Source organism: Methylobacterium sp. Leaf106, assembly GCF_001422895.1.
Lineage (GTDB): Bacteria > Pseudomonadota > Alphaproteobacteria > Rhizobiales > Beijerinckiaceae > Methylobacterium > Methylobacterium bullatum.
The window spans coordinates 698,609-715,066 of the sequence record NZ_LMNB01000001.1 but is presented as its reverse complement, the minus strand read 5'-3'; the positions used below and the strand labels follow the sequence as shown (position 1 = coordinate 715,066).

Genomic DNA, 16,458 nt, shown 5'->3' with positions numbered 1-16,458 from the left:
GGCCGCCGACGGACCCAGCCACAGAAACCACCCCTTGATCGCCCCGACGCTGCGTTCCATGCTGCGGGGCGGCCGCTTCATTACCGTTGCCCGCGCGTCCCCGGCGGCCATCGGCTCAACTCTGTTCGAGGTGGCCATCCGATGACCGATACCCTCCACGCCCCGGTCGGGACCCTCGACCATCCCTTCGCGCCGCCGGTCATCACCGGTACGTCGTCGAAGGAGGCGCTCGACATCCTGTTCCACGCTCTGCTCGAAGTTGCCCGCCGGCATGAGCCGGAACTGGAGGCCGTGCTTCTTGGCCAAGCCAACATCTCGGAATTCTCGCCCGAGCTCCTCGCCCGCGCCCTTCAGGTGCAGGGCATCTGGTTTCAGCTGCTCTCCATCGCCGAGCAGAACGCCGCCATGCGTCGGCGCCGGCACTTGGAGCGCACGAAGGGACGGGCGGAGCTCGGCGGAAGCTTCAGCGCGGTCCTGGCGGAAGCGGTGAAGAACGGCATCAAAGCGCCCGAGATCCACGCCCTGCTGAAGGATCTGCGCATTCGGCCGACCATCACGGCGCACCCCACCGAGGGAAAGCGCGTGACGGTGCTGGAGAAGTTCCGCCGCATCTACCTCGTCCTGCGCGAGCTCGAATTGCCACGCTGGACCGAGCGCGAGCGCAACGGCCTGATGAACGAGCTGCGCGACCAGATCGAGCTCGTCTGGATGACCGGCGAACTCCATCTGGAGAAGGCCACCGTAGAGCGGGAGGTCGCCTGGGGCCTGCACTTCTTCGACGAGACCCTGTTCGAGATGCTCCCCGAGGTGCTCTACTCCCTTGAGGAGTCCCTCGCCGAATACTACCCGGACGAGAAGTTCGAGGTGCCGGCCTTCTTCCAATTCGGCTCCTGGATCGGCGGGGACCGGGACGGCAATCCCTACGTCACCTCGTCGGTGACCCGTGCCACGCTCCAGCGCAACGCGCTGGCCTCCCTGCGGCGCTACCGCGACGGGGTGACGGCACTTGGCCGCACGCTCTCCCTCACTGAGCGCTCGCTGCCTGTGCCGGCGACGTTCAAGTCCGAACTCGCGCAGCTTCTTGCGGAGAGCGGCGACGGGCGCGCCATCGCCAGCCGCAATCCGGGCGAGGCCTATCGCCAGTTCCTCACCTGCATTCTACGCAAGCTCGAAGCCACCATCGCGCGCAACAAGGGGCAGCGTACCAGCGGCCCCGACTATCCGAGCGCCGACGGGCTCATCAACGATCTGCGCCACCTCGAAGCCGGCCTCACCGAAGCGAATTGCCCGTCGCTGGCCATCGACCTCGTCCGGCCGGTGCGCCGCATGGTCGAGATCTTCCGCTTCTCCACCGTGCGCCTCGACCTGCGCGAGAACACCACGCGCACCACGAAGACGCTCCATGCCCTGTGGCACCAGAGCCACGGCCAGAACAAGACGCCGCCCGCCCTCGAATCGCCCGAGTGGAAGAACTGGCTGCTGTCCGAACTGACAAAGCCGATGCACGGGGAGCGCTCGTTCGAAAGCCTGCCCGACGATGCCCGCGAAACGCTCGAGACGTTCGCCCTCGTCGGCGAGATGCGCGAGCAGCTCGACCGCGAGGCTTTCGGCTCGTTCATCCTGTCGATGACCCGCTCGGTCCCCGACATCCTCGGCGCCTATCTCCTCGCCAAGGAGGCCGGCAACTTCCTCGATGCCGCCGGCACCGAGATCTGCTGCCTGCCGATCGTGCCGCTGTTCGAGACCATCGACGACCTGCGCGCTGCGCCCGCCATCATGAAGGAGCTGTTCTCGATCCCCGTCGTGCGCCGCTCCACCCGCTGGCAGGGCGGGATGCAGGAGGTGATGATCGGCTACTCGGATTCGAACAAGGATGGCGGCTTCGTCGCCTCGAACTGGGAATTGTACAAGGCGCAGGACAAGCTGACCCAGCTCGGCAAGTCGTCGGGCGTGCCGATCGCCTTCTTCCACGGTCGCGGCGGTTCGGTGAGCCGTGGCGGGGCGCCCACCGCCCGGGCCATCGCCGCCCAGCCGCCGGGATCGATCAACGGCCGCTTCCGCACCACCGAACAGGGAGAAGTCGTCTCCTTCAAATACGCCAACCGCGGCACCGCGGCCTATCAGATGGAGCTCCTGGCCTCGTCGGTGTTCGACCACGCGTTGAAATCGGAGCGCGAGGCGATCAACATCCCGCGCAACGAATTCGACGACACGCTTGAAGCGCTGTCGGGCGCCTCGCGCGCGGCCTACGTCAATTTGATCCAGCACCCCGATCTCGTGACCTATTTCCAGGCCGCGAGCCCGCTCGACGAGATCGCGCTCCTCAACATCGGCTCCCGTCCGGCGCGGCGCTTCGGCGCCCGCTCGCTGGCGGATCTGCGCGCGATTCCCTGGGTCTTCGCCTGGTCGCAGAACCGCCACGTCATCACCGGCTGGTACGGCGTAGGCTCCGGCCTGAAGAGTTTCCTCGACGTGCGCGGTGCGCAGGGCGAGGCACAGCTGAAGCGGCTCTTTGCCGAATCGAAGCCGTTCCGCCTCATCCTCGACGAGGTCGAAAAGACACTTCTGATGGTCGATCTCGCCATCGCGAAGGACTATGCCGGTCTCGTGCCCGACGAGGCCGCCCGCAATAGCATCTTCCCGCTGATCGAGGCCGAGTACGAGCTGACCCGCGAGATGGCCCTGCGTGTCAGTGGCGACCGCGAACTGGCCGAGCGCTACCCGCAGTTCCGGGACCGCCTCAATGGCCGGCTGCCGACGATCAACCAGGTCAGCCGCGAACAGGTGGAGCTGCTTCGCCGTTTTCGGGGCGAGGAAGACGAGGACAAGCGCGAGGCGGTGAAATCCGCGTTGCTGCTGTCGATCAACTGCATCGCCGTCGGCTTCGGCGCGACGGGCTGAGGCATTTGTAAGGATACCGAGGGTCTGACACGGCCCTGGGGCTGGCGCGTGAGCGCCCCACGACCGGTATGGTGGACCGCGTTTTGCGGCCTCACCACCCGCAACGAAACCAAACAAGGAAGGATTCCCCGATGAGCTTTACCCTGATCCAGCAGGCGACCCCGCGCCTCCATCGCTCGGAACTCGCCGTTCCCGGCTCCAACCCGACCTTCATGGAGAAGTCCGCCGCCTCGAAGGCCGACGTGATCTTCCTCGACCTCGAAGATGCGGTCGCCCCCGACGATAAGGAGCAGGCCCGCAAGAACATCATCCAGGCGCTCAACGACCTGGATTGGGGCACCAAGACCATGATGATCCGCATCAACGGTCTCGACACCCACTACATGTACCGCGACGTGGTCGACATCGTCGAAGCCTGTCCGCGCCTCGACATGATCCTGATCCCCAAGGTCGGCGTGCCGGCCGACGTCTACGCCATCGACGTGCTGACGACCCAGATCGAGCAGGCCAAGAAGCGCGAGAAGAAAATCGGCTTCGAGGTGCTGATCGAGACCGCTCTGGGTATGGCCAACGTGGAGGCGATCGCCACCTCGTCGAAGCGCCTGGAAGCCATGTCCTTCGGTGTGGCCGACTACGCCGCCTCGACCCGGGCCCGTTCCACCGTCATCGGCGGCGTGAACAAGGACTTCTCGGTGCTCACCGACAAGGACGAGGCCGGCAACCGCGAGACCCATTGGCAGGACCCGTGGCTGTTCGCCCAGAACCGCATGCTGATCGCGTGCCGCGCCTACGGCCTGCGTCCGATCGACGGCCCGTTCGGCGACTTCTCCGATCCGGACGGCTACACCTCCGCCGCCCGCCGCTGCGCCGCCCTCGGCTTCGAAGGAAAGTGGGCGATCCACCCCTCGCAGATCGACCTCGCCAACGAGGTGTTCACCCCGTCGGAAGCCGAAGTCACCAAGGCCCGCCGCATCCTCGAAGCCATGGAAGAGGCCGCTAAGGCCGGCAAGGGCGCCGTCTCGCTGGACGGCCGCCTCATCGACATCGCCTCGATCCGTATGGCCGAGGCGCTGATCGAGAAGGCCAACGGGATGTCGGCCAGCTGATTCGCTCGCTTCGTAGACATCGCTGAGCAGGACGGCCGCTTCCGAAAGGGGCGGCCGTCCTCGCTTTAGGCCCGAAATGTCCTATCGTTCACGGTGTGTCGCCGTGAGAACAGGCGCCGGGGCCACTCGCTTCCGCTACGCGAAGACGGCCAAACGGCTCCGATCTCGTCGACCGACAAGGGAGAAACCATCATGCATGTGACCATCGAAGACGCCCACAAGGCCATCGAGGCCGCCCGCGCCAAGGCGGTGGAGCTCGACACCCAGATGTGTATCGCCGTCGTCGATTCCGGCGGTAACCTCAAAGCGTTCTACCGCATGGACGGGGCCTGGGTCGGTTCCATCGACATCGCCCAGAAGAAGGCCAAGACCTCCGTGTTCTTCGGCATGATGACGGGGCAGATCGGCCAGCTGTCGCAGCCGGGCGGCCCGCTCTTCGGCATCGAGCATTCCAACGAGGGCCTGATCACCTTCCCCGGCGGCATCCCGATCGTCGACAAGGACGGCGAGATGTCCGGCGCCATCGGCGTCAGCGGCTCCAGCGTCGAGAACGACCACGCCGTCGCTCTCGCCGGTGCCAGCACGGTCGGCGCCACCGAGCTGCCCGCGCATCCCTGGCGGACGTAAGACCGCATGACGGACACGGTTCATTGGGTGCGCCGCACCCGATGAACACCGTCGGTTAAGCATGCGGGCCCTATCACGGTCCCACCACCCCGAGCCGTGACAGGAGCGCCGATGACCCGGGACCAACTCGCCGCCGAACTGAAGCGCATGGCCACAGCGCAGGTCGCCGACATCGAGCGTGCGGTCAAGGACGGCCACCGGACCATCGCCCTCAACGAACTGGCGGATCTGAACCGCCAGCTGAAGGCGCTGGCCGCAGCCGTGAAGGCTCGGCCCGTCGTACGGGCCTGATACCTCGAAGCCCGACGCGACCGCCTCAGTAGCGCGGGCCGCGTCCGCGCTCTTCCAACGGCGGCTCGTCGGACAGGCGCTCGTCGCCGGCGAGCCCGTCCGCCGGGCGCTCTTCCAGGCGATCTTCCCCGTGATCGGCTCCCCGACCGGGGCGAGTTTCATCCACGAATGGAATGTCGCGGGGCGGCAGCGGGGGTCGGAGCAAGGGCCTCGCCTCGCCGTATCCACGATCCGGCTCGTGCCGGAAGCGGTCCGAACGCTCCTCACAGATCGTCACCCGCTTCACGATCTCTTCCCCATCGGGCGTGATCCGGCGCCGGACCACGACCCGGCACGGCTCGATGAGCCGGGCCGCCCCGCGCTCGGGGCCGAAATCCTCCACATGAGGCGGGAGCCGCCGCTCGGCGGGGAAATCACGGGGCGGTCCATAAGGATCGGGGAAATCGGCGGCGACAGCGGGTACGCTGCAGAGGCCGACGACCACGAATCCGGACAGGACCGGCGTCATACGAAGCCTGGCGAGGAATGATAGCGGTTTCACGGGCACGGAACGTCTCCGGAGAGAGGACCGCTCCCGCCATGGGGTTGCGGCACGGGATCATCGTGCCATCGAGCCGCTGAACCGGAGCGTGCGCGACCGCTCGGGCATTATTCATCTCCGTGCGCGCGGTCTCGCTGCCGGTGGTCCCGACCTCGATACGGTCATGCCTTGCCGTCGGCGGCCTTCAATTGCGCCACGAGGTCGGCGATCTCGACCCGAGCTCGGGCCACCGCATCCGAATCCTTGCCGCGCACCACGATCCGATTGGCGAAACCCTGCTGCGTCATCGAAGGATAGGACCCGATGGAGACGCCGGGGTGCGCCTTCGCGATCTCACCGAGGCCCGATGCATAGTTGCCTTCGGGCAGGTTTCCGGCCTCGATCGTCTCCGACAGGACGCGCGCTCCCGTCGCGAGGGTGGGGCCGATCTCATCCAGCATGGCCTGCATGATCGCCGGCACACCGGCCATGACGAAGACGTTGCCGATGCGAAAGCCAGGTGCCTTCGAAATCGGGTTGGCGATGAGATCGGCACCGGCCGGAATACGCGCCATGCGGAGCCGGGCCTCGTTGAGGTCTTCCGGCTTGTGCCGCTCGAGCAGCATGGCCTTGGCTCGTGGATCGACATCGATGGTCACGCCGAAGGCGGCCGCCACGCAATCGGCAGTGATGTCGTCATGGGTGGGACCGATGCCCCCGGTGGTGAAGAGATAGGTGTAGCGGGTCCGCAATGCGTTCACCGCATCGACGATCTCCGAGGCCTCGTCGGGGACGATGCGGACCTGCCGCAGGTCGATGCCGATGGCCGTGCAGTAATCGGCGATGGTGCCGATGTTCTTGTCCTTGGTCCGCCCGGACAGAATCTCGTCGCCGATGACGAGGATCGCGGCGGTGATGGGGGAAGGAGCGGGGTCTGTCATCGGAATCCGTGGCGGTCGCGTGGCAATGGACCACGACGTAGCGCGACGATGCCCACCTGACCATGGCGGCTCCCTGGTCCGGCCGGCAGGCTGCTGATAGGGCGGGGCACCCGCTCGGATGTGGAGTTTCACCGGATGAAGTTCGCAGTGCCGCTGATCGAGGGCCGGCTCGTCCGGCGCTACAAGCGGTTCCTCGCCGATATCGAGCTGGCGGATGGCAGCCTCGTCACCGCGCATTGCGCCAATCCGGGCGCCATGCTCGGCCTCGTCGTGCCCGGATCGCGCGTCCTGCTCTCCGCCTCCACCAACCCGGCGCGCAAGCTCGGCTTTTTATGGGAACTGGTGGAGGCGGACCTTCCCGGCGGTCCGCAATGGGTGGGCATCAACACCATGCGGCCCAATGCCCTCGTCGCCGAGGCCTTCGCCGAGGGGCATCTCCCGCCGCTGGTGGGATACGGTTCGCTGCGTCCGGAGGTGCGCTACGGTCGCGCCAGCCGAGTCGATTTCCTGGCCACGGGCGAGGGGCTGCCGCCCTGCCACGTGGAGGTGAAGAATTGTCACCTCCTGCGCGAGCCGGGCCTCGCCGAGTTTCCCGATTGCGTCGCCGCCCGCAGCGCGCGGCACATGGACGAGCTGACGGAGGTCGTCGCTCAGGGCGGCCGGGCGATGCTGATCATCGTGGTGCAGATGCAGGCCGAGCGGTTCGACGTGGCGCGGGACCTCGACCCGGCCTTCGACCGGGCCTTCGCCAGGGCGGCTGCGGGCGGGGTCGAGATCCATGCCCATCGCTGCCGCATCGACCCGAGCGGGATCTCCATCGCCGACGCGATCCCGGTAATGCCACCCGGTCGCGGGGGTCTGTGAGCCGCCATCAATGCCGATGCGCGATTTCATGTCGCCTGCCGCCGAATCCGTGGCATGCTCGTGTTCCGACGATCCAAGGAGACGATCATGGCGAGTGAGAAACCACGCGGTGGCCGCGAAGCGAAGAAGCCGAAGAAGCCGGTCGTGAAGACGATCGCCGCGGCCCCCTCGACCAAGGGCACCGTGAGCATCGGCGCGAAGAAGTAGCGCTCCGTCAGGCGGGCGGCGCTGCCTCGACCGACGTCGGCGGCGCCACGCTCCCGAGTTCGAGAAGGACGATTTCCGGCGGCACCCCGATCCGGATCGGGACACGGCTGACGCCGAAGCCGCCGGAGACGATCATATGCCGTCCGCCGTGGACGACATGGCCGTAGGTCAGATCTTTGCCGCGCGCGAATGGGCTCAGCGGCGACAGGCCGAAGATCCGAACCTGGCCACCATGCGTATGCCCGGACAGGGTCAGCGAGACACGCCCCGGAACGGTAGGAAAGATGTAGGGCTCGTGCGCCATAAGGAGGATCGGAGCCTCGTCGGTCACCTGCGCCAGGGTGCCGGGAAGATCGTCGCGGCCGCGCCGATCGCCCCGCGGCAGGAACGGTTCCTGATCTCCGAGCCCGGCAATCCAGAACGGGCGACCGTCCTTCTCCAGCCTGAGAACCGTATTCTCCATCACTGGAATGCCGCGTGCCTCCAGCGCGCGTTGCGACTCCACAGGCCCGCGCCGTCTCGCCTGCGCGACCTCGTCATCCCACCAATCATGATTGCCGAGGACGGCATGGACACCGAGCGGGGCTCGCAGCCCCCCGATCACCCGTGCAAACTCGACGAGCGGCACCTTGCGCGTGGTCACGCTGGGGCCGGACGGATAGTCTCCCAGAAGCAGGATGAGATCGGGTTCGAGCCGGTTCGTCGCATCGACGATCTCGGCGATCCGGTCGAGCGGCATGGTCGGTTCGCCCACGTGAAAATCCGCGAGGACGGCGACTCGTAGCGTCAATCCCTCTGTCCAGCCCGGGAGGGAGGGAGCGTAGCGCGTCACCACGAGTCGATGGCGTGGCTCGATCACGAAGCCATAAGCGCCCGTGGCAGCCACGAGGCTCGTACTCGCACCGATCCCGGTCAGGAACTGCCGTCTCGTCGGCAGGATCAACATGTCATCGTCCTCGAGCGCAGAGCCGATGCGGCTTCATCGCACTGGCGGGCACGAATCCGATACAGCCAAGTTCCGGTGATCGAGCTTCCGATGATCGAACCTGATTGACCAAGCCCGTGAAGGCTTGGTCGCACGATTTGGCCATGAGGCGTTCGGTCGGGAGGAAAAAGCCTCAGACGAGGGGCGCATCCTCGTGCTGGAAGCGGGAGAGCTGCCGGCGGGCGGCAATCTTCCGGGCCGCCTCTTTCGCAGCGGACGCCGAGACGTGAACCGCAGCGGCAAGGGCGGGCAGTGCCACGGGGCGGAAACCTTCGCGATCGGTTACCAGACCGGACGCACGGGGCGTCGACGACATGGCTGCGCGCTGGTTCTGTTCGGGGCGGGACATGGGAACGGGTCCTGTTTCACGGTGTCGGAACGCCACCAGATCCTCGTTTGTCTGGTTGACGATCACGCCAGTCTCTCGGGCACCCGCAAGAGGTTCGACCCGGACCGGCGCTGTGCGGCACGAGATCCATATGCGGCGAAGGATCATGAACGGGAGCTTAAGGATAGGCGAGACTTTACCAGGGTAGAGTTTCATCTCGCCGCGCTGCGTGTCTTGTGACACACACAAGCAATATTGGAAAAATAAAAAATACCATTCCGCAACGCAATCTGACCTTCATTGAGACGCGGAAGATCTGGACTTTTCTGTGGCAGCGCGGCTCTGAGTGTCTCTCACAAAACTCCGGCTGCGCTGTCGTGCGTGGAGCGAGAACCGACCGTGATCGGGAGTTTTGTGAGGCACTCTAAAGCGCTGCGTTCAGACCTTCCGACGCGATCCAGGCCTCGGTCCGGTCGAGAGCACGACCGAGGCGGTCGAACAGCGTGTCGATCTCGTCGTGCGAGATGACCAGGGGAGGGCAGACCGCGACCCGGTCACCGGCGAGGAACCGGACGATCAGACCCTCGGCCTGCGCGAAGGCGACGCATCGGGCCGCGACGCCGGCTTTCAGCTCGTACTGACGCTTGGATGACTTGTCGGCGACGATCTCCAGGCCGCCGATGAGACCGAGTCCGCGCGCCTCCCCGACGATGGGGTGGTCGGCCAGAGCCGAGAGCCGGGCCTGGAAGTGAGGAGCCTTTTCGGCGACGCCTTCGACGATGCGGTCGCGCTTGTAGATCTCGATGGTCTTCAGCGCGACGGCACAGGCGACGGGGTGACCGGAATAGGTTGTGCCGTGGCCGAACGTGCCGAGCTTGGCGCTCTGCGTCACCAGAGCCTTGTAGAGCGGCTCGTCGATGCTGATGCCGCCCAACGGCATGTAGCCCGATGTCACAGCCTTGGCGAAGGATAGGCTGTCGGGCCGCATTCCCAGGGCTTCCGAGCCGAACCAGGTGCCGAGGCGCCCGAAGCCGCAGATTACCTCGTCGGCGATGAAGCGCACGTCGTAGCGGTCGAGCACGGCCTGGATCTTGGCGAAGTAGCCGGCCGGCGGGGCGATGGCGCCGCCAGCACCCATCACCGGTTCCGCCACGAAGGCGGCGACGGTATCAGGCCCCTCGCGGAGGATCAGGGCCTCGAGTTCGTCGGCGAGGCGCTGCGAGAAGGCCTCCTCCGTCTCGCCGGCCTCGGCGAAGCGGTAATGATGCGGGCAGCCCACATGCAGGAAGCCCGGCAGCGGTAGGTCCCAATCCGCATGGTTGGCCGTGAGGCCGGTCATCGAGGCCGTGGCGACCGTGACGCCGTGATAACCTTTGATCCGCGAGATGATCTTCTTCTTGGCGGGGCGGCCCAACGCGTTGTTGAGATACCAGGTCAGCTTCACCTGGGTGTCGTTGGCCTCGGAGCCCGACGAGGTGAAGAAGATCTTCGATGTCGGGATCGGCATCAGCTCCTTCAGGGTCTCGGCGAGCTCGATCGCCGGATCGTGGCTGCGGCCCGAGAACAGGTGAGTGAAGGGCAGGCGCGACATCTGCTCGCTCGCCGCCTCCACCAGTTCCTCGTTGGAATAGCCCAGCGCCGTGCACCACAGGCCGGCCATGCCTTCGAGATAGGGCCGGCCGTCGCTGTCATAGACCCAGACCCCGTGGCCGCGCTCCAGCACCAGGGGGCCGGTCTCGCGGAAGGTGGAGAGGTTGGTGTAGGGATGGATCAGCGTTTCGACGTCGCGGGTCGCGAGGTTCGAGAGCATGGGCCTGCCGTTACCTGTGGAAGCGGGCCGGTTCGGCCCCGTGTTCATGCGATGCCACATTAGCGACCCGGCGCGCCTTCACAAACCCATCCCGTCACCGCAGCGCCCGCACGGAACGTCAGGACCATGCTCGATCCCGCAACCTTCGTGGCCCATCCGGCGCCCGGCCGCTCCTGCGGAACCTGCACCCTGTGCTGCAAGGTCTACGACGTCCCGGCGGTGGAGAGCGTCGCCGGTCAATGGTGCCGCCACACCAGGCAGGGCAGGGGCTGCGCCATCCATCCGACACGGCCGGACCATTGCCGCGCCTTCCACTGCCTCTGGATGACGGAAGCCTGGCTCGGCGCCGAGTGGAAGCCGGAGAAAGCCAAGATGGTGCTCGCCCTCGACCCGGTGACGAAGAACATGAACGTCCAGGTCGACCCCGGCCAGCCTAACGCCTGGCGGCGCGAGCCGTATTACGGACAGTTGCGGCGCTGGGCCGCCGCATCGCTGGCGCAGGACAGGCTCGTCCTCGTCCATCTCAACACATCCACCACCGTCATCCTGCCGGACCGTGACGTGGCCTTGGGCGTGTTCGAGCCCGGCGACAGGATCGTGCGGCGAGATCGCGCCGGCGTCTTCGATGTCGAGAAGGTGAGGGCCGGCGCTTGACCGTGACGACGCCACGCCGTCTCGCCGGCATCCTGTTCGACAAAGACGGCACCCTCATCGATTTCGACCGGACCTGGGGTCCGGCAGCGTATGCGGTCATGGATGACCTTGCCGGGGGCGAGCGCATCCGACTGGAAGACTTGATGGCGGTGAGCCATTACGTCGAAGAGGAGCGCCGCTTCCTGCCGACGTCCCCCCTCATCGCGGGCTCTTCGGCCGCTTATGGCCCGATCTGGGCGAAGGTGCTCGGCCGCCCGGCGGGACCGGACCTCTACGGGGAGATGGACCGGCTGTTCCGCCGCGAAGGGCTTGCGCATCTGTGTCCCATCGGCGATCCGGCGGCGACCGCGCAGCGTCTCGCCGATGCGGGTTACGCCCTCGGAATCGCCACCAACGACGCCGAAGCCTCGGCCCGGGCGCAGGCCGATATTCTCGGCCTGACACCGCATCTAACCTACGTCGCCGGTTACGATTCCGGGCACGGATCGAAGCCCGAACCCGGCATGGTCAGCGCCTTCGCGGCGCATCTTAACGTCGCGCCGGGGCGGATCGCGATGGTGGGCGATTCACCCTATGACCTCGTCGCCGGCCGCTCGGCCGGGGCCGTCACCATCGCGGTCCTGAGCGGCCCCCTCGGGGAGGGAGCACGCGAGGTCATGGCACCGCTCGCAGACCATGTGATCGCATCGATCGGCGATCTCGCCACCCTGCTCGACCGGATCGCCGAGTAGAACGCGCCATCGGGGGGCGTCCCGAGGCGGATGGAAGGGGAATTTTTACCGGTACTCGGCCACATTCCCGACCGCCATAGAGAGGCCCTTGGTTGCGCCATGCGCCGTCCCGAGCGGCCGCGCGATGGCGCGACAACAATGGGGCGATGGCGCATCGAAGATGCCTCGCCATTGCGCCACCCTCCCTGCTTTTCCGGTGAGTACCCGACGATGATCCGTGACGACCGCGCCGGTTTCGAAGCCGGCGGCCCTCTGGCTCCGACGAAGCGTGACATTCTCCGTGGCGTCGCCGGCACGGCCTTCGCGGCGGCGCTGCCCTTCGTCGCCTCACCCGCCCTCGCGCAGACCGGCAAGGCCCAAAAACACGTGCTCGTCCTCGGTGCCGGCATGTCCGGGCTGACGGCGGCGCTGGCACTCCTGCGCCGTGGACACCGCGTCACGGTCATCGAGTATCAGGACCGCATCGGCGGCAGGCTCCTCTCCCTTCCGCTCAAGAACGGCCAGTTCACGGAGGCCGGCGGCGGGCATTTCCGATCCAACATGCCCTATGTGCTGAGCTACGTCCGGCGCTTCAACCTGCCGCTCCTCAGCCTCAACGACGGTCTTCCCCGCTACATGGTCGGCGGGCAGACCGGCACGGGCGCCGACCTCGCCAACTGGCCCTGGGCCGTTTCACGGGAGGAGCGCAACGTCAGCGTCGCGACGAGCCTCAACCGCTATCTCTACAGGGCGGGACTCGACACCGATTCTGTGCTCGATTCCCGCTGGCCCGACCCGGATTCCCTGGCCCGCTACGACAACGTGACGGTGGGCGACCTCGTGAAGGGCGTCGGCGCATCGGATGCCTTCTGCCAGCTCCTCGATGCCCATGGCGGCACCTTCACAAGCCGCTCGCAGGCCCTGGGTGCCATTCCCGACCTCGCCTATCATTTCGGCGACCAGAACGTGTTCCGCATCGAAGGCGGCAACAACCGCCTGCCCATGGCCCTGGCGGGGGCCATCGGCCCCGCGAACATCGTCCTCAAGGCCGAAGTGGTCAGCATCGAGCAGACCAGCGGCGGTGTCCGCGTCGGCACGCGAGACGGCCGCGACTTCTCCGGCGACGCCATCGTGTCCACGATCCCCTTCAGCGTCCTCGGCGGCATCGACGTGAAACCCGGCTGGTCGGAGGCCAAGCGGCGCATGTTCGCCGAGATGGAATGGGACAAGACCGTGAAGGTCATCGTCCAGACCAAGACACCCTCGTGGCTCTCGAAGAACGTCCATGGCTGGCCGATGGCCGGCGGCGACCGGCCCTGGGAGCGGGTCATCGACATCACCGGCAACGAGACCGGCTCGCACGGAAACGTCTTCTTTTACCTGAACGGCGCCAATGCGGAGGCGATCCTGGCCCGCCCCCGCGAGACGCGGGCTCAGGTGACCGTCGATCAGTTCCGCGCCGACATGCCAGACCTGTTCGACGAGGTGATCACGGTGAAGGACTTCGCCTGGACCGAGCAGCCCTGGATCAGGGGCTCGTTCGGTTCGCCGCCCCTGGGCGGCGGGTGGATGATCCGCGAATGGACGACGCCCGAGGACCGCATCCATTTCGCCGGGGACTTCACCAGCCTGAAGACCGGCTGGGTCGAAGGCGCGATCGAGGCGGGCCTGCGGGCCGCCCGCCAGATCGACCCGCAGGTCGAGGCCGAGGGACGCCCGGTGATCCGTCAATCACTCTGACCATCCGGGGATTTGGCGCGTGCGGCGAATCTCCGCCATCCTGCGGGCCGACGAGGAGAGGGCGCCTCATCACCATCCGGGATCAGGTCTCAGAATCGGCGCGGGCCACGTCGCGCCACTTCAGAACGAGCTGCTCGAAGGCCGCGATGTCGTCCTGTGGCAGGGTGCCGAGGGTGCGGGCGACATAGGCCTTCTGCGCGGCGATGCCGCGGGCCGCGATCTCGGTCCCGGCCGGAGTGAGGCGGAGGGCGTGCGAGCGCCGGTCGCCGGGGATGGCGTGGCGCTCGACGAAACCGGCCTGCACGAGGCGGTCGATCAGCCCCGAAACGTTGCCCTTGGTGACGTAGAGGCGCGCGGCGAGATCCTGCTGCGTCAGGCCCTCGCGTTCGGTGAGCGTCGAGAGCACGTCGAATTGCGGAATGGACAGGCCGAGGCCGCGCAGCTCGGCCGCCATCGCGGCGGTCACCCTCCGGTTGAGGCGGATGAAGCGGAACCAGACCCTCAACGGGTCTTCCGATCCTCCATCGGGCACGGGGGTGCGGGGCGCTGCGGTGAGACTCATGTGGAGGCCGCTATAGCAGAAGCGGGCGGCATCGAAAGCGCGGCCATCTCGCGGGTGGCGTCGGAAAGCGAGGCCCGGTAAAGCTTTGGGCTCAGGCGCGCGGGCACCATCTCCCGATGGCGCGGCGATCTCCCGGACAGCGATTTCACCCGTATCATGCGTCGTTCGCTTATCGAGGAGCCCATCACCCGCGCCGGACCGCTCTCGCGCGGGACCGCGATCCTGTCGGTCCTCGTCACCCTGTTCGCCCTCGTTCTGGTGCGCGATCCGAGGGCGGAGGAGGGGCCCGCGCTGGTGACACTGGCATCCGGCCTCGTCCTGGCGGTGATCGCGATCGGCTTTGCGGTCTTCGCCTTCGTCCGGGTCTGGCGCGAGGGAGCGCGCGGTGTGGCAAGCGCTCTCGCCGGCCTGTTCCTCGCCGCGATCACCCTCGGTTATCCGGTCTTCGTCGGGCTGCGCGGCCTGCGGCTTCCCGCCATCACCGACGTGACCACCGATACCGACAACCCGCCCGCCTTCTCGCGCTCGCATGCGGCCTTCGCGGCGCGCGAAGGACATTATCCCCCCGATCCCGGCCCCGAGGCACGGATCGCGCAGCGCGCCTCCTATCTGCAGATCGCCCCGCTCACCCTCGACCTCGACGCCAACGCCGCGTTCGAACTCGCCAGGAAGGCCGCGGTGAACCGCAAATGGCAGATCGTTGAGGCGATCCGCCCCGGAGGTCGCGTCGGCAACGGCCGGATCGAAGCGGTGACGCGCGGACTCATCCTGAACCTCGCCAGCGACATCACGGTCCGTGTCCGACCGAGGGCGGACGGAGCCCGGATCGACGTGCGGTCCGCCTCCCGGATCGGCGACCGCGATTTCGGCGCCAATGCCGACACCATCCGGGGCTATCTCGACGAGGTCGCCAACCTCGCCATCGCCGTCAAGTGAACGGTCGGTTCTCCCGGCTTCGGCGGTTGGCTTCGGTTGAAGGCGAAGCGCGCACTTCCAATCTCGGAAGGCTACGACATTCACCCCTGTCCATCTAGGCAGGCCGCGTCCCTCTCCCCCTTGTGGGGAGAGGTTAGGAGTGGGGGTGGCTCCGCGGGCCTCCACGCCCTGAGGGTCACCCAACCACCCCCACCTCCGACTCCTCTCCACAAGGGGGAGGAAAGCCGCGCCTCCTTCGAAATGGGCGAATCCAGTAACCCCGAAGCAAAGGGGGGACCTGGAGCGACCGCTCGATCCGCGGCCATCACACGATGCCGGTGTCAGGCCGGCCTGTAGACGCTGTCGAGGCGCGGCGGGCCGTCGGTGACGACAAGCCCGCGCTCCACGAGATCCTCCAGATGGGCGAAGACCGAGAGCGCCGCCGCACCCTGAAGGGGCGCGCTCAAGCCCTGGTAGATCACCCCGACGATGGAGCGGATGTCGCGGTCCCCGGCCTCGATCCGGGTGCGGATCGCGCTCTCGCGCTGGCGCCGGTGGGCGGCGAGGCCACGGACGAAGCGGCGCGGATCGCGCACGGGTCCGCCATGCCCCGGCCAGTAGATCGTCTCGTCGCGCCCGCGCAGCGCGTCGAGCGACGCCATGTAGGCGCGCATCGAACCGTCGGGGGGGGCCACGATGGTGGTGGACCACGCCATCACGTGATCGCCCGAGAACAGGGCCTGTTCCTCCGGCAGGGCGAAGGCGAGGTGGTTCATGGTGTGACCCGGCGTTTCCACTGCCCGCAGGGTCCAGCCCGGCCCCTTCAGCGTGTCGCCCTCGTTCATCTGGCGGTCGGGCCGGTGGTCCCGGTCGGCGCTGGCGTCGAGATGCGGGAACTCGCCCTCCGCCAGGTTTCTGGCGGCGCGATGCGGGCCGCAGCCGACGATGGGCGCGCCCGTCTCCGCCTGCAGCAGCCGGGCGCCCGGCGAGTGGTCGCGGTGAGTGTGGGTGACGACGATGGCGGTGAGCCGCTCGCCGGCAATGGCCGCGACCAGCGCCGCCACGTGAGCGGCATCGGCCGGACCGGGATCGATGATCGCGACCTCGCCCTGTCCGACGATGTAGCTGCAGGTGCCGCTCGAGGTGAACGGACTGGCATTGGGACAGATCCGCCGGCGCACCAGCGGCGACAGGCTCACCGTCTCGCCGTTGGCCGGCGCCGCCCCGTCGAAGTTCGGATCCACCGCGGTGTCGCCGTCGTCGCTGGTCTTGGTCATGCGGTACCTGGAACGATCAC

The 16,458-nt window shown here is 67.2% G+C and carries 16 protein-coding genes; 9 read left to right on the top strand and 7 right to left on the bottom strand.

Going from position 1 to position 16,458, the window contains the following annotated elements; genetic code table 11:
- Positions 1-141 precede the first annotated feature (141 nt).
- From ASF34_RS03540 to ASF34_RS03525, 4 genes are all read left to right on the top strand, one after another.
- Complete coding sequence (locus tag ASF34_RS03540; protein WP_056158639.1) at positions 142-2,901, top strand: phosphoenolpyruvate carboxylase; 2,760 nt, start codon at positions 142-144, stop codon at positions 2,899-2,901.
- A 131-nt stretch (positions 2,902-3,032) separates the two neighbouring features.
- Positions 3,033-4,007: an HpcH/HpaI aldolase/citrate lyase family protein gene (locus ASF34_RS03535; RefSeq protein ID WP_056158636.1), complete on the top strand. Its 975-nt coding sequence runs from the start codon at positions 3,033-3,035 to the stop codon at positions 4,005-4,007.
- 192 nt (positions 4,008-4,199) lie between these two features.
- On the top strand, positions 4,200-4,634 hold the full coding sequence (locus ASF34_RS03530) for a GlcG/HbpS family heme-binding protein (RefSeq protein ID WP_056158633.1): 435 nt from the start codon (positions 4,200-4,202) through the stop codon (positions 4,632-4,634).
- Between the two features lie 111 nt (positions 4,635-4,745).
- Positions 4,746-4,925, top strand: coding sequence for a hypothetical protein (locus ASF34_RS03525; protein ID WP_018042405.1), 180 nt, complete (start codon positions 4,746-4,748; stop codon positions 4,923-4,925).
- Positions 4,926-4,950: 25 nt separating this feature from the next.
- On the opposite strand, the gene ASF34_RS03520 is transcribed toward ASF34_RS03525, so the two are convergent.
- Together ASF34_RS03520 and ASF34_RS03515 are read right to left on the bottom strand one after the other, a co-directional pair.
- A complete protein-coding gene (locus tag ASF34_RS03520) occupies positions 4,951-5,472 on the bottom strand; it encodes a hypothetical protein (RefSeq protein WP_156465612.1) in 522 nt (173 codons plus the stop codon).
- A gap of 155 nt (positions 5,473-5,627) precedes the next feature.
- A complete protein-coding gene (locus ASF34_RS03515) occupies positions 5,628-6,386 on the bottom strand; it encodes a competence/damage-inducible protein A (RefSeq protein WP_056158627.1) in 759 nt (252 codons plus the stop codon).
- Between the two features lie 135 nt (positions 6,387-6,521).
- Between ASF34_RS03515 and sfsA the strand changes: the two genes are divergently transcribed.
- Positions 6,522-7,250, top strand: a complete 729-nt coding sequence (sfsA, locus tag ASF34_RS03510; RefSeq protein WP_056158624.1) for a DNA/RNA nuclease SfsA — start codon at positions 6,522-6,524, stop codon at positions 7,248-7,250.
- 214 nt (positions 7,251-7,464) lie between these two features.
- Here sfsA and ASF34_RS03505 read toward each other — a convergent pair whose 3' ends face one another.
- The 3 genes from ASF34_RS03505 to ASF34_RS03495 all read right to left on the bottom strand — a co-directional run bounded on the left by ASF34_RS03505 (position 7,465) and on the right by ASF34_RS03495 (position 10,580).
- Positions 7,465-8,403 carry a metallophosphoesterase gene (locus ASF34_RS03505; RefSeq protein WP_018042410.1) on the bottom strand — a complete coding sequence of 313 codons (939 nt, stop codon included), beginning with the start codon at positions 8,401-8,403 and terminating at the stop codon, positions 7,465-7,467.
- Positions 8,404-8,575: 172 nt separating this feature from the next.
- On the bottom strand, positions 8,576-8,857 hold the full coding sequence (locus ASF34_RS03500; protein ID WP_147829250.1) for a hypothetical protein: 282 nt from the start codon (positions 8,855-8,857) through the stop codon (positions 8,576-8,578).
- A 337-nt stretch (positions 8,858-9,194) separates the two neighbouring features.
- A complete protein-coding gene (locus ASF34_RS03495; RefSeq protein WP_056158618.1) occupies positions 9,195-10,580 on the bottom strand; it encodes an aminotransferase in 1,386 nt (461 codons plus the stop codon).
- Between the two features lie 126 nt (positions 10,581-10,706).
- On the opposite strand from ASF34_RS03495, the gene ASF34_RS03490 reads away from it, so the two are divergent.
- From ASF34_RS03490 to ASF34_RS03480, 3 genes are all read left to right on the top strand, one after another.
- Positions 10,707-11,234, top strand: a complete 528-nt coding sequence (locus tag ASF34_RS03490; protein ID WP_056158615.1) for a hypothetical protein — start codon at positions 10,707-10,709, stop codon at positions 11,232-11,234.
- Between the two features lie 2 nt (positions 11,235-11,236).
- A complete protein-coding gene (locus tag ASF34_RS03485) occupies positions 11,237-11,965 on the top strand; it encodes an HAD family hydrolase (protein WP_244478886.1) in 729 nt (242 codons plus the stop codon).
- 210 nt (positions 11,966-12,175) lie between these two features.
- On the top strand, positions 12,176-13,684 hold the full coding sequence (locus ASF34_RS03480; RefSeq protein ID WP_056158610.1) for a flavin monoamine oxidase family protein: 1,509 nt from the start codon (positions 12,176-12,178) through the stop codon (positions 13,682-13,684).
- An 82-nt stretch (positions 13,685-13,766) separates the two neighbouring features.
- Here the strand turns inward: ASF34_RS03480 and ASF34_RS03475 are convergent, their stop codons facing one another.
- Positions 13,767-14,246 (bottom strand): MarR family winged helix-turn-helix transcriptional regulator, encoded by a 480-nt coding sequence (locus ASF34_RS03475; protein ID WP_056158607.1) that lies wholly within the window; start codon positions 14,244-14,246, stop codon positions 13,767-13,769.
- A 156-nt stretch (positions 14,247-14,402) separates the two neighbouring features.
- On the opposite strand from ASF34_RS03475, the gene ASF34_RS03470 reads away from it, so the two are divergent.
- Positions 14,403-15,182: a DUF1499 domain-containing protein gene (locus tag ASF34_RS03470; protein WP_018042417.1), complete on the top strand. Its 780-nt coding sequence runs from the start codon at positions 14,403-14,405 to the stop codon at positions 15,180-15,182.
- A gap of 320 nt (positions 15,183-15,502) precedes the next feature.
- Here ASF34_RS03470 and ASF34_RS03465 read toward each other — a convergent pair whose 3' ends face one another.
- Positions 15,503-16,438 carry an MBL fold metallo-hydrolase gene (locus ASF34_RS03465; protein WP_056158604.1) on the bottom strand — a complete coding sequence of 312 codons (936 nt, stop codon included), beginning with the start codon at positions 16,436-16,438 and terminating at the stop codon, positions 15,503-15,505.
- Positions 16,439-16,458 lie beyond the last annotated feature (20 nt).